This is a genomic window from Xenorhabdus sp. TS4 (genome assembly GCF_014467265.1).
Classification (GTDB): Bacteria; Pseudomonadota; Gammaproteobacteria; order Enterobacterales; family Enterobacteriaceae; genus Xenorhabdus; species Xenorhabdus ehlersii.
In genome coordinates this window covers 58,013-79,055 of sequence record NZ_NKHQ01000013.1, presented here as the reverse complement: position 1 = coordinate 79,055, position 21,043 = coordinate 58,013, and the positions used below count along the sequence as shown (strand labels likewise).

Genomic DNA, 21,043 nt, shown 5'->3' with positions numbered 1-21,043 from the left:
ATGGCTAAGGGGCAATCTTTGCAAGATCCATTCCTGAACGCTTTACGACGTGAAAGGGTCCCGGTTTCTATTTATTTGGTAAACGGCATCAAATTGCAGGGGCAGATTGAATCTTTTGACCAATTTGTCATTTTACTGAAGAACACGGTTAGCCAGATGGTTTATAAACATGCCATCTCTACTGTTGTGCCTTCCCGTCCTGTGTCTCATCATGGTAACAACCAGAATGTGCCGACTGGCGTTGGAAATTATCATGCTGGCACTAACCCGGCAGTACAACAGGAAGGCGATGGCGCTGAATAAATCAGCAGCCGTGTCTGAAAATAAAAACATAGGTAGGGAGACTTTACCTATGTTTTTTCTTATCGGATTTTTACTCAGCCTGAGGGGTTGCACCATTGTTTGATCGTTATGAAGGCGGAGAGTTAGCCGTTCTGGTGCATGTTTTCTTCTCACAGGAAAAAGATACGGAAAATCTCAGTGAATTCGAGTCATTGGTGACTTCCGCTGGTGTTTCTCCTGTGCAGATTGTAACGGGAAGCCGGAAGGCACCTCATCCGAAATATTTTGTCGGAGAGGGCAAGGCAGAGGAAATTGCTGAAGCTGTCAAGAACAGCGGTGCAGATGTGGTGTTGTTTAACCATGCCCTCAGTCCTGCGCAGGAACGTAATCTTGAACGCTTGTGCCAATGCCGTGTCGTTGATCGCACGGGGGTGATTCTGGATATTTTTGCCCAACGGGCAAGGACACACGAAGGCAAGTTGCAAGTCGAATTGGCACAATTGCGTCACCTGTCCACCCGTCTGGTTCGGGGCTGGACTCACCTTGAACGCCAAAAAGGGGGGATCGGGTTGCGTGGGCCTGGGGAAACCCAGTTGGAAAGTGACCGCCGTATGCTGCGTGACAAAATCAAACAGATTTTGGGACGCCTTAACAAAGTTGAAAAGCAGCGTGAACAGGGGCGCCAGGCACGTAATAAAGCCGATATCCCAACGGTCTCTTTTGTTGGTTACACCAATGCCGGAAAATCCAGTTTATTCAATAAAATAACTTCTGCCGATGTTTATGCGGCTGACCAGCTTTTTGCCACCCTGGATCCGACACTGCGCCGAATAGAGGTGGATGATGTTGGTACGGTTGTTTTGGCTGATACAGTTGGTTTTATCCGCCATTTACCCCATGATTTGGTGGCAGCGTTCAAGGCGACTTTGCAGGAAACTCGGCAAGCGAGATTATTGCTGCATGTTGTTGATGCGGCTGACCCTCGCTTCGATGAAAACATTATCGCTGTTGACAGTGTTCTTGAAGAGATTGAATCCAATGAGATCCCTTCTCTGATGGTGATGAATAAAATCGATATGTTGGAAGATTTTATTCCCCGCATTGATCGTGATGAAGAAAATCGGCCGGTCAGAGTTTGGTTATCTGCACAAACTGGCGCAGGTATTCCTTTATTATTGCAGGCATTGACCGAGAGCCTTTCAGGTGAAATTGCGCATTATAAATTGCACCTTCCGCCTGAAGCAGGGCGTCTGCGTAGCCGTTTTTATCAGCTTCAGGCCATTGAAGATGAATGGATGGAAGAAAATGGTCAGGTTGGTGTTGAAGTCAGGATGCCAATGGTCGATTGGCGTCGTTTGTGTAAACAAGAACCAAAATTACCCGACTATGTTGTCTGATTGATTGGCGCAAGACAACAAACAAGGTATCATTTTATCCGTCATTTCAAGGTGCTTATAGTCATGGAGTAGCAGAGATGAAATGGCGGTGATGAAATGACTGTGCCAGAATTGCAGTGACAGGTCAGCACTGTCAAAAGTTATCACCCAATAATATTGGTTGCTTACAAAACGATGAAGTTCGTCGTTTCTGCCCACGGAGGCCGCTGTCAAACCTGTCAAGGACAGGCAACGGCCTGTGAAGTGGGAAGCCTCACCCATCTGGGTGGAGAGCAGTCACCTCTGAAAAACCAGTAAAAACTAGAAAGTGGAGCTAAAACATGGCGTGGAATCAGCCCGGTAATAACGGACAGGACCGCGACCCGTGGGGAAGCAGCAATAATAATGGCGGCAACTCCGGCGGCAACAATAAAGGTGGTCGTAACCGTGGGGCAACTGATCTCGACGATCTGTTCCGTAAACTGAGTCAAAAACTCGGTGGTCTCGGTGGAAACAAAGGTGGAAATGGTTCTGGGCAGAACCCTAAATTTGGCGGGCGTCTTATTGGTCTTGCCGTTGCTGCTGCAATTGCTGTTTGGGTTGTAAGTGGTTTCTATACGATTAAAGAAACAGAACGTGGCGTAGTAACTCGATTTGGCAAGTTTAATCATGTTGTACAGCCTGGTTTGAATTGGAAAATGACGTTCATTGATCATGTCAGGGCGGTTAACGTTGAATCTGTTCGCGATTTGGCAACGACGGGGGCCATGCTGACTTCAGATGAAAACGTGGTATTGGCTGAAATGAACGTTCAATACCGTGTTACCGATCCAGCAGCTTATCTTTTCAGTGTTACCAATCCTGATGATAGTTTGCGCCAGGCTACAGACAGCGCCGTGCGCGGTGTTGTTGGCAAATATTCGATGGAAACCAATCTGACGGAAGGGCGTACTATTGTCCGTAACGATACTCAGAAGGTACTGGAAGAGACTATCCGTCCATACAATATGGGTATTACTGTGGTCGATGTAAACTTCCAGGCTGCTCGTCCACCTGAAGAAGTTAAGGCTGCATTCGATGATGTGATCGCAGCGCGTGAGCAGAAGCAGCAAACCATTCGTGAAGCCAGAGCTTACGAGAACGAAGTATTACCTAAAGCGAAAGGTGAAGCACAACGTATTATCGAAGATGCTAAAGCCTATAAAGTTAGCGCAGTATTGAATGCTAAGGGTGAAGTGGCGAGTTTTGCCAAAATCTTGCCTGAATATAAGGCAGCTCCAGAAATTACTCGCGAACGTCTGTATATCGAGACGATGGAACGTGTGTTGAGCAATACACGTAAAATCATTGCAAACGAGAAGAGTAATAACATGCTGCTATTGCCGTTAGATCAAGCGGTTAAAGATCAGGCACAAGTTCAGCAAAATACGTCTAGTAATACAGCAGTACAGAAGATTATTCGTCAGAATCAATCTACGCCACAACGGGAATCTAACACTTATGGTGGTAGCGATAACCTGCGCGGTGATACGGTCAGAATGGGGAGACCATAATCATGCGTAATTCATTTATTGTTGCGATTATTGCGGTATTGGTTGTTCTCTATTCATCAATCTTTACTGTCAAAGAAGGCGAACGTGGCATTGTGTTGCGTTTTAGTAAGGTTGTACGTGATGCAGAGAATAAACCGATCATTTATGAGCCGGGTCTGCATTTCAAAATTCCGTTTGTAGAAACAGTTAAAACCCTTGATGCCCGTATCCAAACTCTGGATATCACGGCTGACCGTTTCTTGACGCGTGAAAATAAAGACTTGATTGTTGACTCTTACTTGAAGTGGCGTATTAATGACTTCAGTCGTTACTATCTGGCAACAAGTAACGGTGATATCAACCGGGCTGAAATGATGCTGAGACGTAAATTCAGTGACCGTTTGCGTTCTGAAATTGGTCGCCTTGATGTACGCGGTATTGTGACTGATTCCCGTGGTCGTTTGACTACCGATGTGCGTGATGCCCTGAATCGGGGAACCCACGAAGAAGATGATGAAACAGATGTCGATAGTGCGATTGCATCTGCTGCGGCCTTGGTAGAAAAAGAGACAAAAGGCAAGCAACCAGCCGTTAATCCAAACAGCATGGCTGCCTTAGGTATTGAAGTTGTTGACGTTCGTATCAAACAGATCAACTTGCCACAGGAAATTTCAGAGGCTATTTACCAGCGTATGCGTGCTGACCGTGAAGCCGAAGCGCGTCTCCTGCGTTCAGAAGGTTCGGAAGAAGCGGAAAAGATCCGGGCTGCTGCTGATAAAACAGCAACTGAAATCAGGGCAGAAGCACAGAGCGAAGCATTGGTATTACATGGTGAAGGTGATGCGGAAGCCACTAAACTATTTGCGGATGCATTCAACCAAGATCCTGAGTTCTATGCATTTATCCGTAGCTTGCGTGCTTACGAGAAGAGCTTCAAGAATAACGGTAATGATGTAATGGTACTCAGTCCAGATACTGACTTCTTCCGTTATATGAAAGCACCTGCGAAGTAAAATCCTGTTAACCCACGGTAAGCCACTGTAAAAAATGACAGTGGCTTTTTTATATACCGCTATCATTACCAATGGTTTATTTATCAGTCCATTTATATAACTAAACGAAATAACAAGAAGTAATAAAAAATACTGAAAGGTGCTAAATGAGATGGTAGAATCCATTTTTAAGCAACCGAGTGAACTTTTGAAATGGGTAAGAACGTTGTCGTATTGGGCACCCAATGGGGTGACGAGGGCAAGGGTAAAATCGTCGACTTGCTGACTGAACGGGCTAAATACGTAGTTCGTTATCAAGGGGGCCATAACGCGGGCCATACACTAGTCATCAACGGTGAAAAAACCGTTCTCCACTTAATCCCATCCGGGATCTTACGTGAAAATGTCATTAGCATTATCGCAAATGGGGTCGTTTTAGCACCAGATGCTTTGATGAAAGAGATGAAAGAGCTTGAATCACGTGGGATTCCTGTACGTGAGCGCCTGCTTATTTCTGAAGCTTGTCCGCTGATCCTGCCTTATCATGTTGCATTGGATAACGCCCGCGAAAAAGCGCGTGGTGCCAAGGCAATTGGTACAACAGGCCGTGGTATCGGCCCTGCATATGAAGATAAAGTCGCACGTCGTGGTCTGCGTGTTGGCGATCTGTTTGATAAAGAAAATTTCGCTGTCAAACTGAAAGAAATCATCGATTACCACAACTTCCAATTAGTTAACTACTACAAAGAACCTGCTGTTGATTACCAGAAGACATTGGATGACATTTTGGCTGTTGCCGATATCCTGACTGGCATGGTAGTTGACGTTTCTGACTTGCTGTATAAAGCAACCCAGAAGGGTGAATTGGTCATGTTCGAAGGGGCGCAGGGTACTCTGCTGGATATCGACCACGGTACCTATCCTTATGTGACTTCTTCCAACACTACTGCGGGTGGCGTTGCAACGGGTTCTGGCCTGGGTCCACGCTATGTTGACTATGTCCTGGGTATCATCAAGGCTTACTCTACCCGTGTAGGGGCAGGCCCATTCCCAACTGAACTGTTTGATGAAACAGGTGAATACCTGCGTCAGAAAGGTCAGGAATTTGGTGCGACTACAGGTCGTAGCCGTCGTACTGGCTGGTTGGATATCGTTGCTATTCGCCGCGCGATCCAAATCAACTCCCTGTCTGGCTTCTGCATGACTAAATTGGATGTGCTGGATGGCTTGAAAGAAGTGAAAATCTGCGTTGGTTATCGCCTGCCTGATGGCACTGTCATTGACACGACGCCATTGGCCGCAGAAAACTGGGAAGGTCTTGAAGCGGTCTATGAAATCCTGCCCGGCTGGGATGAAAGCACTTTTGGCGTGAAAGATCACAGCCAATTGCCACAAGCGGCACTTAACTACATCAAGCGTGTAGAAGAGCTGACAGGCATTCCTGTTGATATTATTTCTACAGGTCCAGATCGTGCAGAAACCATGATCCTGCGTGATCCCTTTGATGCTTAATCGATAGATCGATCTTTTCGGCGCACATAACCGGGCTTATTGCCCGGTTTTTGTTTTCTCCCGTTTTGCTTAATTTTTAAAATACCCACATAATGATGATCAACTAACGAAAACCAATAAACATACATTTTTTGGTGCCAAATAAGCTCCGTGATATTCAGTCTCCCAGAGGTGAGTGTGCAGTTAACCAGTTTTACCGATTATGGATTACGTGCCTTGATTTATATGGCCTCTTTACCAGCAGGCCAAATGACGAATATTACAGAAGTCACTGAAGTTTATGGTGTCTCACGTAACCATATGGTAAAGATCATCAACCAACTGAGTCACTTAGGATTGGTGAATGCTGTCAGGGGAAAAAATGGCGGCATCAGTTTAGGGAAACCTGCCAGCGAGATCAGAATTGGTGATGTAGTTCGCTCATTGGAGCCTCTGTCATTGGTTGATTGTAGTGCCTGTCAAATCACGCCTGCATGTCGCTTAAAGTCAGTCTTGAATCAAGCGGTAGAAAATTTTTTGGAAGAGTTGGATAAACATACTGTGGCCGATATGGTCAAAGACAATCGTCCCCTTTATCAATTACTTTTAGTTAAGTGAAGCAAGGGGATAAACAGCTTGCTGATGACAATAGAGGAATGACGATGTCAAAAGATCCTTTTCAGGAACGAGAGGCTGCAAAATACGAATCTCCTATCCCAAGCCGTGAATACATCTTGGATATCATTTCTAAACATGCCACTCCGGTAAGCCGTCAGGAATTAGCACAGGAACTTCAGTTAACCACTCCAGAAGCTCTGGAAGCACTGCGCCGCCGTTTGCGGGCAATGGAACGTGATGGACAGTTGGTTTTTACCCGCCGGCAATGTTATGCGTTGCCAGAGCGGCTGGATTTATTGAAAGGTACGGTGATTGGACACCGTGATGGCTATGGTTTTCTGCGTGTGGAAGGCCACAAAGAAGATTATTTCCTGCCAGCCGATCAGATGAAAATGGCGATCCATGGTGATGTGGTTCTGGCACAGCCTTTACGACCAGACAGAAGAGGCCGCATTGAAGTGCGTATCGTGCGGGTTTTAGAGCCAAAGAGTAGCCAGATTGTTAGCCGGTATTTTATGGATGCGGGCATGGGATTTGTCGTCCCTGATGATAGCCGTCTCTGTTTCGATATATTGATCCCAAAAGAAGCAACTTGCGGCGCAAGAATGGGTAACGTCGTGGTGGTTGAATTGACAAATCGCCCGACTCGCCGGACTAAAGCCATCGGTAAAATTGTTGAAGTGCTGGGTGAGACCATGGGAACAAACATGGCGGTTGAGATGGCGCTGCGTACCCATGAAATTCCACACAGCTGGCCGCCAATGGTAGAAAAACAGATCGCAGGTTTGGACGAACATGTACCGGAATCGGCCACGCAAGATCGGGTAGATTTACGAGCGTTGCCATTGGTGACGATTGATGGCGAAGATGCACGAGACTTTGATGATGCGGTGTATTGCGAAAGAAAACGGGGTGGCGGTTGGCGATTGTGGGTAGCGATTGCTGATGTCAGCTACTATGTTCGCCCGCAAACCGCTTTGGATATAGAAGCACGCAGCCGTGGAAACTCGGTTTATTTCCCATCCCAGGTTGTACCTATGCTGCCGGAAGTACTGTCTAACGGATTGTGCTCCCTCAATCCAGAAGTTGATCGCCTATGTATGGTGTGTGAAATGACCGTTTCCGCCCAGGGCAAGCTCTCTTCCTATAAGTTTTATGAAGCAGTGATGAATTCACACGCTCGTTTGACCTATACCAAAGTCTGGAAGATTTTGCAGGGCGATCAAGAGTTGCGTGAGCACTACAAGCCGCTGGTGCAACATATTGAGCACCTGCATGAGCTTTATCAGGCATTGGAACATGCGCGTGAACAGCGTGGCGCTATTTCGTTTGAATCGGAAGAAGCCAAGTTTATCTTTAATGCAGAGCGTCGCATTGAGCGTATAGAACCCGTTGTACGCAACGATGCGCATAAACTTATCGAAGAGTGTATGATCTTGGCAAATATTGCCGCTGCTCGCTTTGTTGAAAAACACCATGAACCCGCGTTATACCGCATCCATGATCGACCAAAAGAAGAGAGTATCCTGAATCTACGTTCAGTCTTCAATGAATTGGGATTGAGCTTGTTGGGTGGCTTGACGCCAGAACCGAAAGATTATGCGCAATTGATGAAACAAGTCGCTGATCGGCCAGATCGCGAGTTACTGCAAACGATGCTGTTGCGCTCTATGAAGCAGGCGATCTATGAGCCGGAGAATCGGGGGCACTTTGGTCTGGCATTGCGCTCTTATTCTCATTTTACTTCGCCAATCCGTCGCTACCCTGATCTGGCTCTGCATCGTGCGATTAAGTACTTATTGGCACAAGAACAAGAAAAGGGTGCTGTTGAACATCGTGGGACGCCAACAGGGGGTTGGCACAACGATATGGAGCAGATGCTGCAACTGGGTGATCACTGTTCCATGACCGAACGCCGTGCTGACGAAGCGACAAGGGATGTGGCAGACTGGCTGAAATGTGATTTCATGCAAGATCAGGTGGGAAATGTTTTCACTGGACTGATTACCAGCGTGACAGGCTTCGGTTTCTTTGTCCGTTTGAATGATCTGTTTATTGACGGCTTGGTACATGTTTCGACGTTGGATAACGATTATTATCAATATGATAACGTCGGACAGCGTTTGATTGGTGAGTCTTCTGGAACAACTTATCGCCTCGGTGATGAAGTAGAGATCCGCGTGGAAGCGGTTCATATGGATGAACGCAATATTGATTTCACCTTACTTTCCACAACTCGCAAAGCGCGTAATCAGGGGAAGACGGCACGGGATAAGGCGAAAAAAGGTACGCCAGAGCGTAAAAATGGTAAAAAAGGCCGTGATCATAAAAAATCGGCCAATTTTGAGCCAGATAGCGCCTTTCGTAAAAAGAAAAGTACGGAAAAGCCTAAGTCAAGCAATAAGAAAAAACCGTCAAGCAAGACTAAAAAAATTGCGGCAAAACTGAAAGCGAAGCGCGCGAAAAAAAGCGACAGCTAATCGCTAGTAAAAACTAGCCAGCAAAGATTAATCTATACAATCATCAAACAGGGCGGATTTTGCCGCCCACTATTTTTGATATCTTAAAGATATCAGTGAGTCAGGTATCAGTCAGTCATGAGTGAAATTATCTACGGTATCCATGCCGTTAAAGCTTTGCTGGAGCGCGATCCACAACGTTTCATGGAAGTTTATGTGCTGAAAGGGCGTGAAGATCGCCGTTTAACCCCATTATTGCAGGAGTTGGAAGGTATCGGTATTGCGGTACAAATTGCCAACCGCCAATGGTTGGATGCCCAAACAGAAGGTGCCGTCCATCAAGGGATCATTGCCCGCGTCAAGCCAGGACGCCAATATCAGGAAAATGATCTGCCGGATTTGTTATCTCGGCTGGAGCGTCCATTCCTGCTGGTATTGGATGGCGTCACCGATCCACATAACCTGGGGGCTTGTTTGCGTACAGCGGATGCGGCGGGAGTTGACGCAATTATTGTTCCTCGTGATCGCTCTGCACAATTGAACGCTACCGCCAAAAAAGTGGCTTGTGGGGCGGCAGAAAGTGTACCGCTGATCCGTGTTACTAACCTTGCCCGGACACTGCGTTTATTGCAAGAACACAATATCTGGATTGTCGGAACCGCGGGTGAAGCCACACATTCTGTATACGAAAGCAAGTTGGTTGGTCCGATGGCTCTGGTGATGGGAGCGGAAGGAGAAGGTATGCGTCGATTGACTCGCGAACATTGTGATGAATTGATCAGTATTCCTATGGCGGGTTCAGTCTCTTCTTTGAACGTATCGGTTGCAACAGGGGTATGCTTGTTTGAAATCGTACGCCAGAGAAGCGTCCGGTAATTCTTTATTGAGTTTTTTGTATTGTACGGGTATAGTGACGCGTCGATTTTTCAGCCGTACTAAACACGTTCCTTGCCTCCATGGGCCACGGCTGACCCTGACAGGAGGCTGAATAATCCGTAAGGAGCAATCTAATGCGTCATTACGAAATCGTTTTTATGGTCCATCCTGACCAAAGCGAACAGGTTCCGGGCATGATCGAGCGTTACAGTGCGACTATCGCTAACGCGCAAGGTCAGATTCACCGTCTGGAAGACTGGGGTCGTCGTCAACTGGCTTACCCAATCAACAAACTGCACAAGGCTCACTACGTTCTGATGAACGTTGAAGCGCCACAAGAAGCGATTGATGAGCTGGAAACTAACTTCCGCTTCAACGACGCCGTTATCCGCAGCATGGTTATGCGCGTTAAGCACGCAGTAACTGAAGCATCACCAATGGTTAAGGCTAAAGACGAACGTCGCAGCCGTGATCTGGTCTTGGAAGAAGACCTGGCTGATGATGCTGATGAAGCTGGGGATTCTGAAGAGTAATTACCGTGACAACCAATCGTTTGGTGCTTTCTGGCACAGTGTGCAAGGCACCGATACGAAGAGTCAGTCCATCTGGTATTCCACATTGTCAGTTTGTGCTTGAACATCGTTCACAGCAGCAGGAAGCCGGGTTCAGCAGGCAATCATGGTGCAGAATGCCCGTTATTGCCAGCGGACAGTTGTTACAGGAATATACTCACAGTATAACGGTCGGCAGTCGAATAACGGTTTCAGGATTCATTAATTCCCATTATGGGCGTAATGGTCTTAGCAAACTGGTTCTACATGCCGAGCAGATTGAATTGATAGATTCTGGAGACTAGCCAAATGGCACGTTATTTCCGTCGTCGCAAGTTCTGCCGCTTCACCGCGGAAGGCGTACAAGAGATCGATTATAAAGATATTGCTACGCTGAAAAACTACATTACCGAAAGCGGTAAAATTGTACCAAGCCGTATTACTGGCACTCGTGCAAAATACCAGCGTCAGCTCGCTCGTGCTATCAAGCGTGCGCGCTACCTGTCTCTGTTGCCTTACACTGATCGCCATCAGTAATAGGCTCAGTCCATTAACGACTTTGAGAGGATAAGGTAATGCAAATTATTCTGCTTGATAAAGTAGCGAACCTGGGTAGCCTGGGTGACCAAGTTAACGTTAAAGCGGGTTATGCCCGTAACTTCTTAGTACCACAGGGCAAAGCTGTTCCTGCAACTAAGAAAAACATCGAATTCTTCGAAGCTCGTCGTGCTGAACTGGAAGCTAAACTGGCTGACGTTCTGGCAGCAGCACAAGCTCGTGCAGAGAAAATCAACGCACTGGGTTCTGTCACTATCGCTTCTAAAGCGGGTGACGAAGGTAAACTGTTCGGTTCTATCGGTACTCGTGATATCGCTGATGCAGTGACTGCGGCTGGCGTTGAAGTATCTAAGAGCGAAGTTCGCCTGTCTAACGGCGTTCTGCGTACTGTTGGTGAACATGAAGTTCACTTCCAGGTACACAGCGATGTATTCGCACAGTTGAACGTTAACATCGTTCCAGAAGCTTAATCGCTGATTAGCTGAAGAACATGTGACGAAAAACGCTGGCATTGCCGGCGTTTTTTGTTTTGTGTCGCAAAAATATGCCCCAAACATAAGGCCTGGTAGCAGTTATACTGCAAGAATTGGTGCCTTACATTATTATTACCCACTTTAACGCGTTTACCCATCCAGACAGTGCTGTTATGCTTGAGCTTTCACTCATTTAATAACAGGTACTTTCATGACAAAACCTTCTTTTGAGTCTATTGAAGCGCGGGCAAGTTACGGTATTGGTTTGCAGGTTGGGCAACAATTACAGGAATCTGGTTTACAAGGGTTAGAACCAGAAGCTCTGTTGGCAGGACTGTGTGATGCGTTGGAAAGCCGTTCTCCTGCTATTCCGGTAGAAGAACTGCATCGTGCGCTACGTGAGATACATGAACGTGCTGATAGCGTTCGTCGTGAACGTCAGCAGGAGATGGCAGAAGAAGGCAAAAAATTCCTGGCAGAAAATATTCATCGTGAAGGTGTAAGCAGCACGGAGTCTGGTCTGCAATTTTCTGTCCTGACACAAGGTGATGGTGCTATCCCTGCCCGTACTGATCGTGTTCGTGTTCATTATACAGGCCGCCTGATCGATGGCACTGTATTTGATAGTTCAGTACAGCGCGGTACGCCTGCAGAATTCCCTGTTAGCGGCGTGATCCCAGGGTGGATTGAAGCGTTGACCTTGATGCCAGTCGGTTCCAAATGGGAACTTTATATTCCGCACAATCTGGCTTATGGTGAGCGTGGGGCAGGTGCATCCATTCCTCCTTATAGCACGCTGATCTTCGAAGTGGAATTATTGGAAATTCTGTAACTTATTGAATAGCCGGTTAGCCGGCTATTACCCAAAATCGGTTTCGATTTGCAGCACAGCCAAAAGTTGCAATTTGAAAGCATTAAGGGGATAGCTGAACAATGAATGCAGAGGTGTATGATGCTACAACAGATCTGCCAATTGGCACGGGAAGCAGGCGTGGCGATCATGGAGGTCTATCAGGATGAGCAACCGTTGCAAGTAGAGCATAAAATGGATGATTCACCTGTTACTGCCGCGGATATTGCCGCCCATAAGATCATTAAAGCAGGATTGTTGCGCATTGCACCTGATATCCCGCTGTTATCAGAAGAAGAACCACCGTCATGGGAAGAGCGGAAAAATTGGCAGCGTTATTGGCTGGTTGATCCATTGGATGGTACGAAAGAGTTTATTCGCCGCAATGGCGAGTTTACTGTTAATATCGCATTGATAGAACAAGGTATACCTGTGATGGGAGTTATCTATGTTCCGGTACATAATGTCTTATATTCAGGGCAAGGGCGTCAGGCGTGGAAAGAAGCCAATGGTCAGATGCTTCCCATTAAAGTTATGCCAGCGAAACCGCCAGTTGTGGTAGTCAGTCGCTCTCACAAGGACGATGAGGAGTTGCAAGACTATCTTTCCCAGCTAGGGGTACACGATACACTTTCGGTAGGGTCTTCACTCAAATTTTGTATGGTTGCAGAGGGGAAAGCCCAACTTTACCCACGCTTTGGGCCGACCAACATCTGGGATACGGGGGCCGGTCATGCCATTGCTATTGCTGCGGGGGCGCATGTGACGGATTGGGAAGGGAAAACACTCAATTACACGCCGCGTGAATCCTTTCTGAATCCAGGATTTAGAGTTAGTGTTTTTTGATTCTGAAGCGATACATTAAGGTGATAATGGCTCACAATGGGAGAACCATTATCACTGTTCAGCGTTGAATAGGCTATTTTTCCAATTCTTCTTTAATTAGGCTGATCACATGTGTAATGTCTTCGTTACTTAACTTGCCATCTTTGACGAATTTCACCTTACCATTTTTATCCAGCACAATGATTGCCGAACTTTTGGGTTCCAGTCCCCAAGCCTTTTTAACCAGGCCGTTACTATCGACAATGAATTGTGACCACGGGAACTGTTTTTTGCTGTCTTCGATACTATTGCGAACAAAAACACCAGTGCCAAAAATAGCATCATCAGTATTCATGATGCTGGTGGTTTGATATTTATCCTTAGGTAAATCAGCATCCTTCAATGCTTGAATCAGGGGATCATTCATCTCTTTTGCGGAACTACGACCGGCAATATGCTGGATTGTTCTTACTTTTCCTGACAGTTCAGTACTGCTCCAATTTTGGTAGCTGAACTTACCATCGTTTAGCAACAGCTCACCTTTATCTGTCACACTGATAGCGGGAACAGGTTGTTCTAAGGTGATGTTATGAGCGAACGCAAATATTGGCGTTATACTCAATATTGCAGATAACACGATTCTTGTTAATATATTGTTTTTTAACATATTTATTCCTTATTTATCATGATGTGGCATGTTATCAGGGAATGACATATTCAGCATAGCGCTTGTTAACTGGTCTGTCCTCAATAAAATAAACAATTTAATAACATTTGAGGTGAGATATAAGTAAACAAAAGGGAAGCGTAATATAATACTTATTAATATCATAATATTACATTAAGGCAGAGATTGAATCTTAATATTGAGGGAACAAATTTCTATATACGTAGTCTATACAGTTGGCATAACCACGATGCATCTTCTGATTCATTGGCGAGTTATGCAGCAGCAATAGATAGAATAGTACCGTAAGAAGCATGGGAGGAAAAAACAGAGATGAAAATCTTTCGCCATTATAACCCTGTGAAAATTGCTCTCTACGTAAAAACCCTATTTCGTGGGCGGTTATATATTAAGGACATGGGTGCGTTTGAATTCAATTATGGAAAGATCTTACCCCCGAAAATCAGAGATAAACGCCATTTCCATGTAATGAGTGAAGTCAATCAGCAAGTATTGCGCTTACAGACCGAAATAGGGTGATTGTTTGTAACTGCTCATCGACTAATGGTAATAAAATCAATACATAACATTAGTATAATAAACGGCCTTGTGGCCGTTTATTGATTGTGTGTTATCAATAAACTCAATTTAATATTGATATTGGCACCGCAGGTATTAGCATATCGGGACAGGGTTCTTATGCTAGTCTCCATCGGATTTCCTTCCAGCCGAGTAATGGCAGAGGGTGAAACGCCCAATTTCTTGACCAATTCTGATTTAGACAAACCCGCGTTTGCACGCATTTGGTATAGCAACTCTATAATACCTGGCTTTCGTCTGGATCGTTATATGTCTGGATAGCTTCTGGGGTGTTTAACATTTCTGATTTCAGTTGTTCAAAATCAATACCGTTTATTTGTTCATCTCCTTCAGCCGTTTTCTGGCTATTTCTATCGCACCAGTCGGTGTTTTTTGTGTTTTCTTCACAAATGCATGGAGTAGATAAATTCTCTGGCTATACACAGGAGGAGGCGTTAACTCAATAGAAAAATTTCACTTTTTGGAGAAAATTTGTATAAATATAACACAATGCAGGGTTTGCTACTGGTTGGGGGCAGATGCTGATTGATCGTATTTCAGGTAGCTAGCCCAACGGTCATACCATTGGGCTAACTCAATCAGCTAGTTTCTAAGTGTCGGTGGGAAGCAGATCCCAGTACCACCTAAGCCACAATACCCTTCAGGGTTTTTGTGGAGATATTGCTGGTGATAATCCTCGGCAAAGTAGAATGGCCCCGCTTCGCGAATTTCCGTCGTGATAGTGCGTTGGTCGTTATTTTGCACCAGCGCTTGCTGATATTGGTCTCGGCTGGCAATGGCCTGTTCATATTGTTGTGATGAAACCGTGTACAGAGCGGAACGATATTGAGTACCAATATCACCATGTTGACGCATACCTTGGGTAGGATCGTGATTTTCCCAGAACAGGGTAATTAGTTGCGAATAGGTAATTTGGGTTGGATCAAATACGATCCTGACCACTTCTGCATGGCCTGTTAATCCAGTACACACTTCTTCATAAGTTGGGTTTGGCGTAGTGCCGCCGCTGTAACCCACGGAAGTGGTGTAAATTCCTTCCTGTTGCCAGAAAAGGCGTTCCACACCCCAGAAACATCCCATTCCTACATAGGCAATTTCCATATTTTCAGGAATGTTCTCTATCGCATGCTGCGTGATGGCATGGTAGGGTGATACGGTTAATGGAGTGGTTCTACCCGGTATGGCCTCTGGCGCAGAAACAGGTTGTCTTTCATTGGTTGAATTTGGCAAGATTCCCTCCTGTATATTCAAAGTCTTATGATTATATGTTGCTTGTATATTGTTAAAACTTTACCAGAATTAATTCATTGCGGCATTTTTATATTGTTGAATTTTATTCAACAGAGAGATAAATATTAGGAGTTCGAGTGTCACGATATCCCCTCATAGGTGCGCTTTGTGTCTTTATCGTCACTCCATCGGCTTATAGTGCAAATTTACGATTGAAACTAGAAGGTCTTTCTGGAGAATTAGAAAAAAATGCCAGAGTGCAACTTTCCAATATCAGTACCGATGAAGTTTCTCCTGATGGTCGTTTTCGTGCACGTGTGGAGAAAGCGATACGACAAGGGCTTCGTCCATTAGGATATTATGAATCCACCGTTGAATTTACCTATCAGGAGAACACGCCGCCTGCCCGTCCTGTTTTAACTGCAAAGGTAACGCTTGGTGAACCTGTGCGAGTGGCTAAAGTGAATGTTGATTTGGAAGGCGGTGCTAAAACAGATAAAGACTATGCCATCCTGATTAAAAAAAATATGCCCAAAGACGGGACCATACTTAACCACGGTGAATATGAAGATTTTAAAAATTCATTGACGAATCTGGCGGTTAAGAAAGGCTATTTTGATGCCGTCATGAAAAAAAGTGAGTTGGGGGTAGCAAAAGATCTGCACGAATCTATTTGGGATTTTGATTTCGATAGCGGGCAACGCTATCGTTTTGGTCCTGTGACATTCTACGGATCGCAAATTCGTGAAACCTACCTGAATAACCTTATTCCTTTTAAACCAGGTGAATACTATACCTCTGAACAATTAGCCGAATTTAACCGCCGTTTAGTGGATACCGGATGGTTCAACTCTGCGGTTGTTGTACCCGATTTTAAAATAGGGCGTGAGAGTAAGGATAAGTTATTACCATTAAATGCGTCCTTAGTGCCTCGGTCTGCCAACTATGTTGAATTGGGGGGAGGTTATGGAACGGATGTCGGGCCTCGTGTTCAGACAAAATGGAAAAAACCGTGGCTTAATTCCCGTGGACACAGTTTGAGTACCAGCCTTAACCTTTCTAGACGCGATCAAATCATTGACGCATCCTACAAAATGCCGCTTAAAGTTAACCCACTGGAAGAATATTATCAGCTACAAACGGGTTATAGACGTAAAGATATTAACGATACCATTTCGGATACGGCAACCTTAAACCTTTCCCGTAATTGGGATCGTTTTACGGGGTGGCAGTACAGCGTGAATCTGCGCTGGAGCCTTAGCCACTTTACTCAGGCTAACGTAACCAATACCACTATGCTGCTTTATCCGGGATTTAGTCTCAGCCGTATTCGCCAGCGTGGCGGCACAATGCCTTATTGGGGAGATAGCCAGCGTTACTCGATTGATATTTCTGATACAACCTGGCAGTCGAATGTCGATTTTCTCGTATTACAGGCTCATCATGTCTGGATAAGAACGTATCGGGAGAATCACCGTTTTGTGGTACGGGCAGATTTGGGCTGGATAGAGACTAGTGAATTCGACAAGGTGCCACCGGATCTCCGTTTCTTTGCTGGGGGGGATCGCAGTATTCGTGGCTATAAGTACCAGAAAATCTCACCGAAAGATAGTGCGGGAAAATTAGTCGGGGCATCAAAGCTGGCGGTTGGTTCGTTAGAATATCAATACAATATTTATGGCAATTGGTGGAGTGCGTTGTTTGTCGATTCCGGTGAAGCGGTGGATGACATTAGAAAGAGTAATTTTAAAACTGGCGCGGGAATTGGCGTGCGCTGGGCGTCACCGGTAGGGCCGATAAAATTTGATTTGGCAACGCCAATTGGAGATCCAGATAGTCATAATGTTGAATTTTATATTGGTTTAGGGGCCGAACTATGAAGTGGGCAAAAAGGGTTAGTATTGCTTTCCTGCTGATTGTTGGCCTGTTATTAGTGGCAGTTGTCGGACTGGTTGGCACTGAAACTGGTTTGCATTTGGTGATCAACAGTGCGGCACGTTGGGTTCCTGGATTGGATATTGCGAGTGTCAGCGGAGGTTGGCGTGATTTAACGTTAAAAGGCGTCAAATATCAGATGCCAGGCGTTAACGTTAATGCAGATAATTTACATCTCTCTATCCGGCTCTCCTGCCTGAAACACAGCCAGGTGTGCGTCAATGCATTGACAACTGAAGGGGTCACTGTTGCGGTGAATACCGCTGAACTTCCGCCATCGGCTCCTGTTACTGAATCAGAACCATTGACTGAATTGCAAACACCGTACCCTATCTCACTGGATTTGCTTTCTTTGAAAAATATTCATGTGCAGGTAGATGGTATCGCTATTGCATTGGATGAGTTTAAAACGGCTGCCCAGTGGCAGGAAAAACGACTGATATTAAAACCTACGGAAATTAATAGATTGCTGGTGGCATTGCCAAAAAGCACATCTGAAAAAATCGGTACAGCGCAAAAAATTGAGCAGCAGGCTGGAGCGGAAAAACCTCTGGGTGAAACGTTGAAGGCGTTGTTTGCCCAACCTCTGTTAGCGGAGTTACCTACTGTTCCCATTCCTCTTGATATCACGCTGGAGGGTATCCACGGCAGCCAGCTTCATTTGACAGGGGATACCGATATCAAGATTAACGATTTGCGGCTACAGGCCAGCAATCATGGGCAGGCAGTCGAGATAAAAACGTTAAGCGTACAGGCACAGGAAGGCTCACTGGCGATATGGGGGACGGCAAAGCTAGCCGAAAAATGGCCAGTTAACCTAGTGGTTAAGAGTAAGGTCAATGACTTAAATCATATCAATCTGGATGACTTAAAAGGGCAACAGATTGATTTAACGTTAAAAGGTGCGTTGTTACAGCAGCTTAATCTCGCATTGGATCTTTCCGGCCCTGTCGCTGCCAATTTGGATGCTCAGACTGAGTTGGCAACAGCAGGCTTGCCTGTTCGCCTGACATTGAAAAGCCAGCAACTGCAATGGCCACTTAAAGGCAAACCAGAATATCAGCTTGATGGCATCAAGTTGCGCTTAAATGGTCAAGCCAGTCACTACGCTCTTTCCCTTCGCTCGGATATTAAGGGCAACGATCTTCCACCGGCATCGTTGATGCTGGATGCAAAAGGCAATGAAGAATTGCTGAGGTTAACGCGCTTACGTTTGGCCACCTTGCAGGGGAAAGCCGATATTGCCGGCGTGGTTGATTGGAGTAAAGCCATCAGTTGGAATACCAGGCTCATTTTGGATGGCATCAATACGGCCAAACAGTGGCCGGAATGGCCTGCCAGAGTAGATGGTCAAATAGCCGTACGTGGCAGCTTGTATGGAGGAAGCTGGCAGCTTCAGATCCCTGAAATTACCCTTGATGGTCATGTGAAGCAGAATGCTATCAAAGCGCGTGGTAAGGCATCGGGTAACGCCGCGGGACAGTGGGATATTCCTCAATTCGATCTTACCGTTGGGCGTAATACGTTGAATGTACAAGGGCGGCTTACGGATAAGGCGTGGAAACTCGATGGTGAAATTAATGCACCGCAATTAACTGGCTTATTGCCGGGGCTGGCTGGCTTTATTACGGGTGAAGTCAAATTGCGAGGTAATATGCAAGCCCCGCAAATCGTGGCAGATTTGAATGCACGTGGGTTACGTTGGCAGGATGTGCTAAGAGTGGATAGCGCCGCGATCAAAGGTGATGTACGTTCGGCTGAACAGATCCAGGGTCAGTTATCGGTTGTTGTGCGGCAATTGCAGCAAGCGGATTTAACGATCAAGAGCTTGACGCTCAACGCGAAAGGCACAGAAAGGAAGCATGATTTACAACTGAAAATAGAAGGAACACCGGTATCAGGCCACTTGGCACTTAAGGGCAGCTTTGATCGTCAAAAGGAGCACTGGCAAGGCAGTATCAACAATACTGACTTTAATACGCCTGTCGGTGAGTGGCGTTTAAGTAAGGCGATAGCCATTGATTATTTCAACTTGCAGCAAAAGGCCATAGTGGGAACCCATTGCTGGCTTAATCCCAATGCTCATCTTTGTATCTCAAAACCTATTGAGGCAGGAACTAGCGGTCATGCACAAGTGGCACTTGAACGCTTTGATCTGGCTATGATCCAGCCATTCCTTGATAAAAGCACCCAACTTCAGGGGCTATTTAACGGTAATGCGGAGATCAGATGGACAGCAGGGCAGGGGTTGCCTCAGGCAAAAGTGACCCTTCAAGGGAATGGGGTACAAGTTCGTCAGGTTGTGGAAGGTAATACATTACCGATTAATTTTGAAACGCTGACCTTGCATGCAGGGCTGGCAGATGGCAAGGCTAATTTGGCATGGCTATTTAAATTGGCTGGCAATGGGCAGTTAAAAGGCGATGTGCAGGTCGCTGATTTAGAAGGTAGCCGAAAATTAGCGGGTAATGTCGATATTCAAGCACTTTCCTTAGGGTTGGTTAAACCCATTTTGGGTAAAGGCGAAAAAGTAGAGGGAGGATTAAATGCGAATTTACGTATTGGTGGCAAAGCCAAAGATCCACTGCTATTTGGTCAACTTAACGCTGATGCCCTGCAAATGAGTAGCCATTGGCTTCCGTTCGATATTACCCAAGGTCAGTTAGCCGTGCATTTTGCCGGTACTAGTTCTGATTTGCATGGCATGGTTAGAACCCCTGAGGGGCAACTCAACCTGAATGGTTATGCTGATTGGCGCAACTTAGATGCATGGTACGCCAGAGTGACAGCCGATGGTGATAAGTTACGTGTCACTGTTCCGCCGATGGTAAAGGTGAATGTCAGCCCAAATTTGGTGCTGGAAGCAAAACCAAACCTGTTGAAACTCGACGGTAATGTGGATATTCCGTGGGCACGTATTACGGTTCAGGAGTTACCAGAATCAGCGGTAGGTGTTTCTGCTGATGAAGTGATGCTAAATAACAATCTCCAGCCCATCGAGAAGAAAAAATCACCTACTTTGATTCAAAGCAACTTAAATGTTCATATTGGCAATGATGTGCATCTGAGTGCATTTGGTTTGAAGGCGCAGCTTAAAGGAAACTTGAAAGTCCTTCAGGATAAGCAGGGATTGGGCTTGAATGGCCAGATTGATATCCCGGAAGGGAATTTCCATGCTTATGGGCAAGATTTGCAAGTGCGTAAGGGAACAATTATGTTCTCTGGCCCGCCAGATCAGCCATTGTTGAACATTGAAGCTATCCGTAATCCAGAATCGACAGCGAACAAAGTCATCGCGGGTGTGCGTGTTACCGGATTGGCAGATAAACCGAAAGTAGAAGTTTTTTCTGATCCGGTAAAATCACAACAGGAAGCCTTGTCTTACTTGTTACGTGGTGAAGGATTGGAAAAAGGGGATTCTGACAACTCGCAAATGGCGGCTATGCTGATTGGATTGGGGATTGCCCAGAGTGGCCAATTAGTCGGTAAGATTGGGGAAACTTTTGGCGTTTCTGATTTGGCTTTAGATACTCAAGGGGTAGGTGATAAATCTCAGGTAGTTGTCAGTGGCAGAATTACCAACAACTTACAAGTGAAGTATGGTGTGGGTATTTTTGATTCTTTGGCGACGTTGACGTTACGTTATCGTGTGATGCCAAGATTGTATCTGGAAGCGGTATCTGGTATTGATCAGGCTTTAGATCTGCTCTATGAGTTTGAGTTTTAAA

General features: G+C 45.8%; 20 protein-coding genes and 1 pseudogene. 17 read left to right on the top strand and 4 right to left on the bottom strand.

Annotated elements, in window-relative coordinates; genetic code table 11:
• The 14 genes from hfq to cysQ all read left to right on the top strand — a co-directional run bounded on the left by hfq (position 1) and on the right by cysQ (position 12,904).
• On the top strand, positions 1 to 303 hold the full coding sequence (gene hfq, locus Xets_RS08465) for an RNA chaperone Hfq (protein WP_099132664.1): 303 nt from the start codon (positions 1 to 3) through the stop codon (positions 301 to 303).
• A gap of 95 nt (positions 304 to 398) precedes the next feature.
• Positions 399 to 1,679: a ribosome rescue GTPase HflX gene (gene hflX, locus Xets_RS08460; RefSeq protein WP_187651444.1), complete on the top strand. Its 1,281-nt coding sequence runs from the start codon at positions 399 to 401 to the stop codon at positions 1,677 to 1,679.
• Positions 1,680 to 1,999: 320 nt separating this feature from the next.
• A complete protein-coding gene (gene hflK / locus Xets_RS08455) occupies positions 2,000 to 3,211 on the top strand; it encodes an FtsH protease activity modulator HflK (protein ID WP_099132662.1) in 1,212 nt (403 codons plus the stop codon).
• 2 nt (positions 3,212 to 3,213) lie between these two features.
• Positions 3,214 to 4,203, top strand: coding sequence for a protease modulator HflC (hflC, locus tag Xets_RS08450; RefSeq protein ID WP_099132661.1), 990 nt, complete (start codon positions 3,214 to 3,216; stop codon positions 4,201 to 4,203).
• Between the two features lie 192 nt (positions 4,204 to 4,395).
• A complete protein-coding gene (locus tag Xets_RS08445) occupies positions 4,396 to 5,694 on the top strand; it encodes an adenylosuccinate synthase (RefSeq protein WP_187651443.1) in 1,299 nt (432 codons plus the stop codon).
• 177 nt (positions 5,695 to 5,871) lie between these two features.
• Positions 5,872 to 6,291, top strand: coding sequence for a nitric oxide-sensing transcriptional repressor NsrR (gene nsrR / locus Xets_RS08440; RefSeq protein ID WP_099132659.1), 420 nt, complete (start codon positions 5,872 to 5,874; stop codon positions 6,289 to 6,291).
• Between the two features lie 44 nt (positions 6,292 to 6,335).
• Positions 6,336 to 8,771: a ribonuclease R gene (gene rnr / locus Xets_RS08435; protein ID WP_187651442.1), complete on the top strand. Its 2,436-nt coding sequence runs from the start codon at positions 6,336 to 6,338 to the stop codon at positions 8,769 to 8,771.
• A 117-nt stretch (positions 8,772 to 8,888) separates the two neighbouring features.
• Positions 8,889 to 9,626, top strand: a complete 738-nt coding sequence (rlmB, locus tag Xets_RS08430; protein WP_187651441.1) for a 23S rRNA (guanosine(2251)-2'-O)-methyltransferase RlmB — start codon at positions 8,889 to 8,891, stop codon at positions 9,624 to 9,626.
• Positions 9,627 to 9,760: 134 nt separating this feature from the next.
• Positions 9,761 to 10,159, top strand: a complete 399-nt coding sequence (gene rpsF, locus Xets_RS08425; RefSeq protein WP_099132656.1) for a 30S ribosomal protein S6 — start codon at positions 9,761 to 9,763, stop codon at positions 10,157 to 10,159.
• 5 nt (positions 10,160 to 10,164) lie between these two features.
• The gene (gene priB / locus Xets_RS08420) at positions 10,165 to 10,482 is read left to right on the top strand and encodes a primosomal replication protein N (RefSeq protein WP_074021066.1); all 318 of its coding nucleotides are present in this window, start codon (positions 10,165 to 10,167) and stop codon (positions 10,480 to 10,482) included.
• Positions 10,483 to 10,486: 4 nt separating this feature from the next.
• On the top strand, positions 10,487 to 10,714 hold the full coding sequence (gene rpsR / locus Xets_RS08415) for a 30S ribosomal protein S18 (protein WP_000135199.1): 228 nt from the start codon (positions 10,487 to 10,489) through the stop codon (positions 10,712 to 10,714).
• Between the two features lie 38 nt (positions 10,715 to 10,752).
• Positions 10,753 to 11,205, top strand: coding sequence for a 50S ribosomal protein L9 (gene rplI, locus Xets_RS08410; protein WP_099132655.1), 453 nt, complete (start codon positions 10,753 to 10,755; stop codon positions 11,203 to 11,205).
• Between the two features lie 214 nt (positions 11,206 to 11,419).
• The gene (locus Xets_RS08405; protein WP_187651440.1) at positions 11,420 to 12,040 is read left to right on the top strand and encodes a peptidylprolyl isomerase; all 621 of its coding nucleotides are present in this window, start codon (positions 11,420 to 11,422) and stop codon (positions 12,038 to 12,040) included.
• 120 nt (positions 12,041 to 12,160) lie between these two features.
• A complete protein-coding gene (cysQ, locus tag Xets_RS08400) occupies positions 12,161 to 12,904 on the top strand; it encodes a 3'(2'),5'-bisphosphate nucleotidase CysQ (RefSeq protein WP_167450613.1) in 744 nt (247 codons plus the stop codon).
• Positions 12,905 to 12,977: 73 nt separating this feature from the next.
• Here the strand turns inward: cysQ and Xets_RS08395 are convergent, their stop codons facing one another.
• Positions 12,978 to 13,550, bottom strand: a complete 573-nt coding sequence (locus Xets_RS08395) for a YtfJ family protein (protein ID WP_099132652.1) — start codon at positions 13,548 to 13,550, stop codon at positions 12,978 to 12,980.
• A gap of 333 nt (positions 13,551 to 13,883) precedes the next feature.
• Here Xets_RS08395 and Xets_RS08390 point away from each other — a divergent pair, with 333 nt between their 5' ends.
• Positions 13,884 to 14,090, top strand: coding sequence for a DUF1107 domain-containing protein (locus Xets_RS08390; protein WP_099132651.1), 207 nt, complete (start codon positions 13,884 to 13,886; stop codon positions 14,088 to 14,090).
• A gap of 77 nt (positions 14,091 to 14,167) precedes the next feature.
• Here the strand turns inward: Xets_RS08390 and Xets_RS08385 are convergent, their stop codons facing one another.
• From Xets_RS08385 to msrA, 3 genes and pseudogenes are all read right to left on the bottom strand, one after another.
• Positions 14,168 to 14,353 carry a helix-turn-helix domain-containing protein gene (locus tag Xets_RS08385; RefSeq protein WP_244208791.1) on the bottom strand — a complete coding sequence of 62 codons (186 nt, stop codon included), beginning with the start codon at positions 14,351 to 14,353 and terminating at the stop codon, positions 14,168 to 14,170.
• Between the two features lie 109 nt (positions 14,354 to 14,462).
• Positions 14,463 to 14,558, bottom strand: a pseudogene (locus Xets_RS08380) (type II toxin-antitoxin system RelE/ParE family toxin); the annotation flags it as partial.
• A 174-nt stretch (positions 14,559 to 14,732) separates the two neighbouring features.
• On the bottom strand, positions 14,733 to 15,380 hold the full coding sequence (gene msrA, locus Xets_RS08375) for a peptide-methionine (S)-S-oxide reductase MsrA (RefSeq protein WP_099132650.1): 648 nt from the start codon (positions 15,378 to 15,380) through the stop codon (positions 14,733 to 14,735).
• A gap of 137 nt (positions 15,381 to 15,517) precedes the next feature.
• On the opposite strand from msrA, the gene Xets_RS08370 reads away from it, so the two are divergent.
• Together Xets_RS08370 and Xets_RS08365 are read left to right on the top strand one after the other, a co-directional pair.
• On the top strand, positions 15,518 to 17,260 hold the full coding sequence (locus Xets_RS08370) for an autotransporter assembly complex family protein (RefSeq protein ID WP_099132649.1): 1,743 nt from the start codon (positions 15,518 to 15,520) through the stop codon (positions 17,258 to 17,260).
• Entirely contained in the window at positions 17,257 to 21,042 is a 3,786-nt protein-coding gene (locus Xets_RS08365; RefSeq protein WP_187651439.1) for a translocation/assembly module TamB domain-containing protein, read from the top strand. The genes Xets_RS08370 and Xets_RS08365 overlap by 4 nt, the downstream gene beginning before the upstream one ends.
• Position 21,043: the final 1 nt, after the last annotated feature.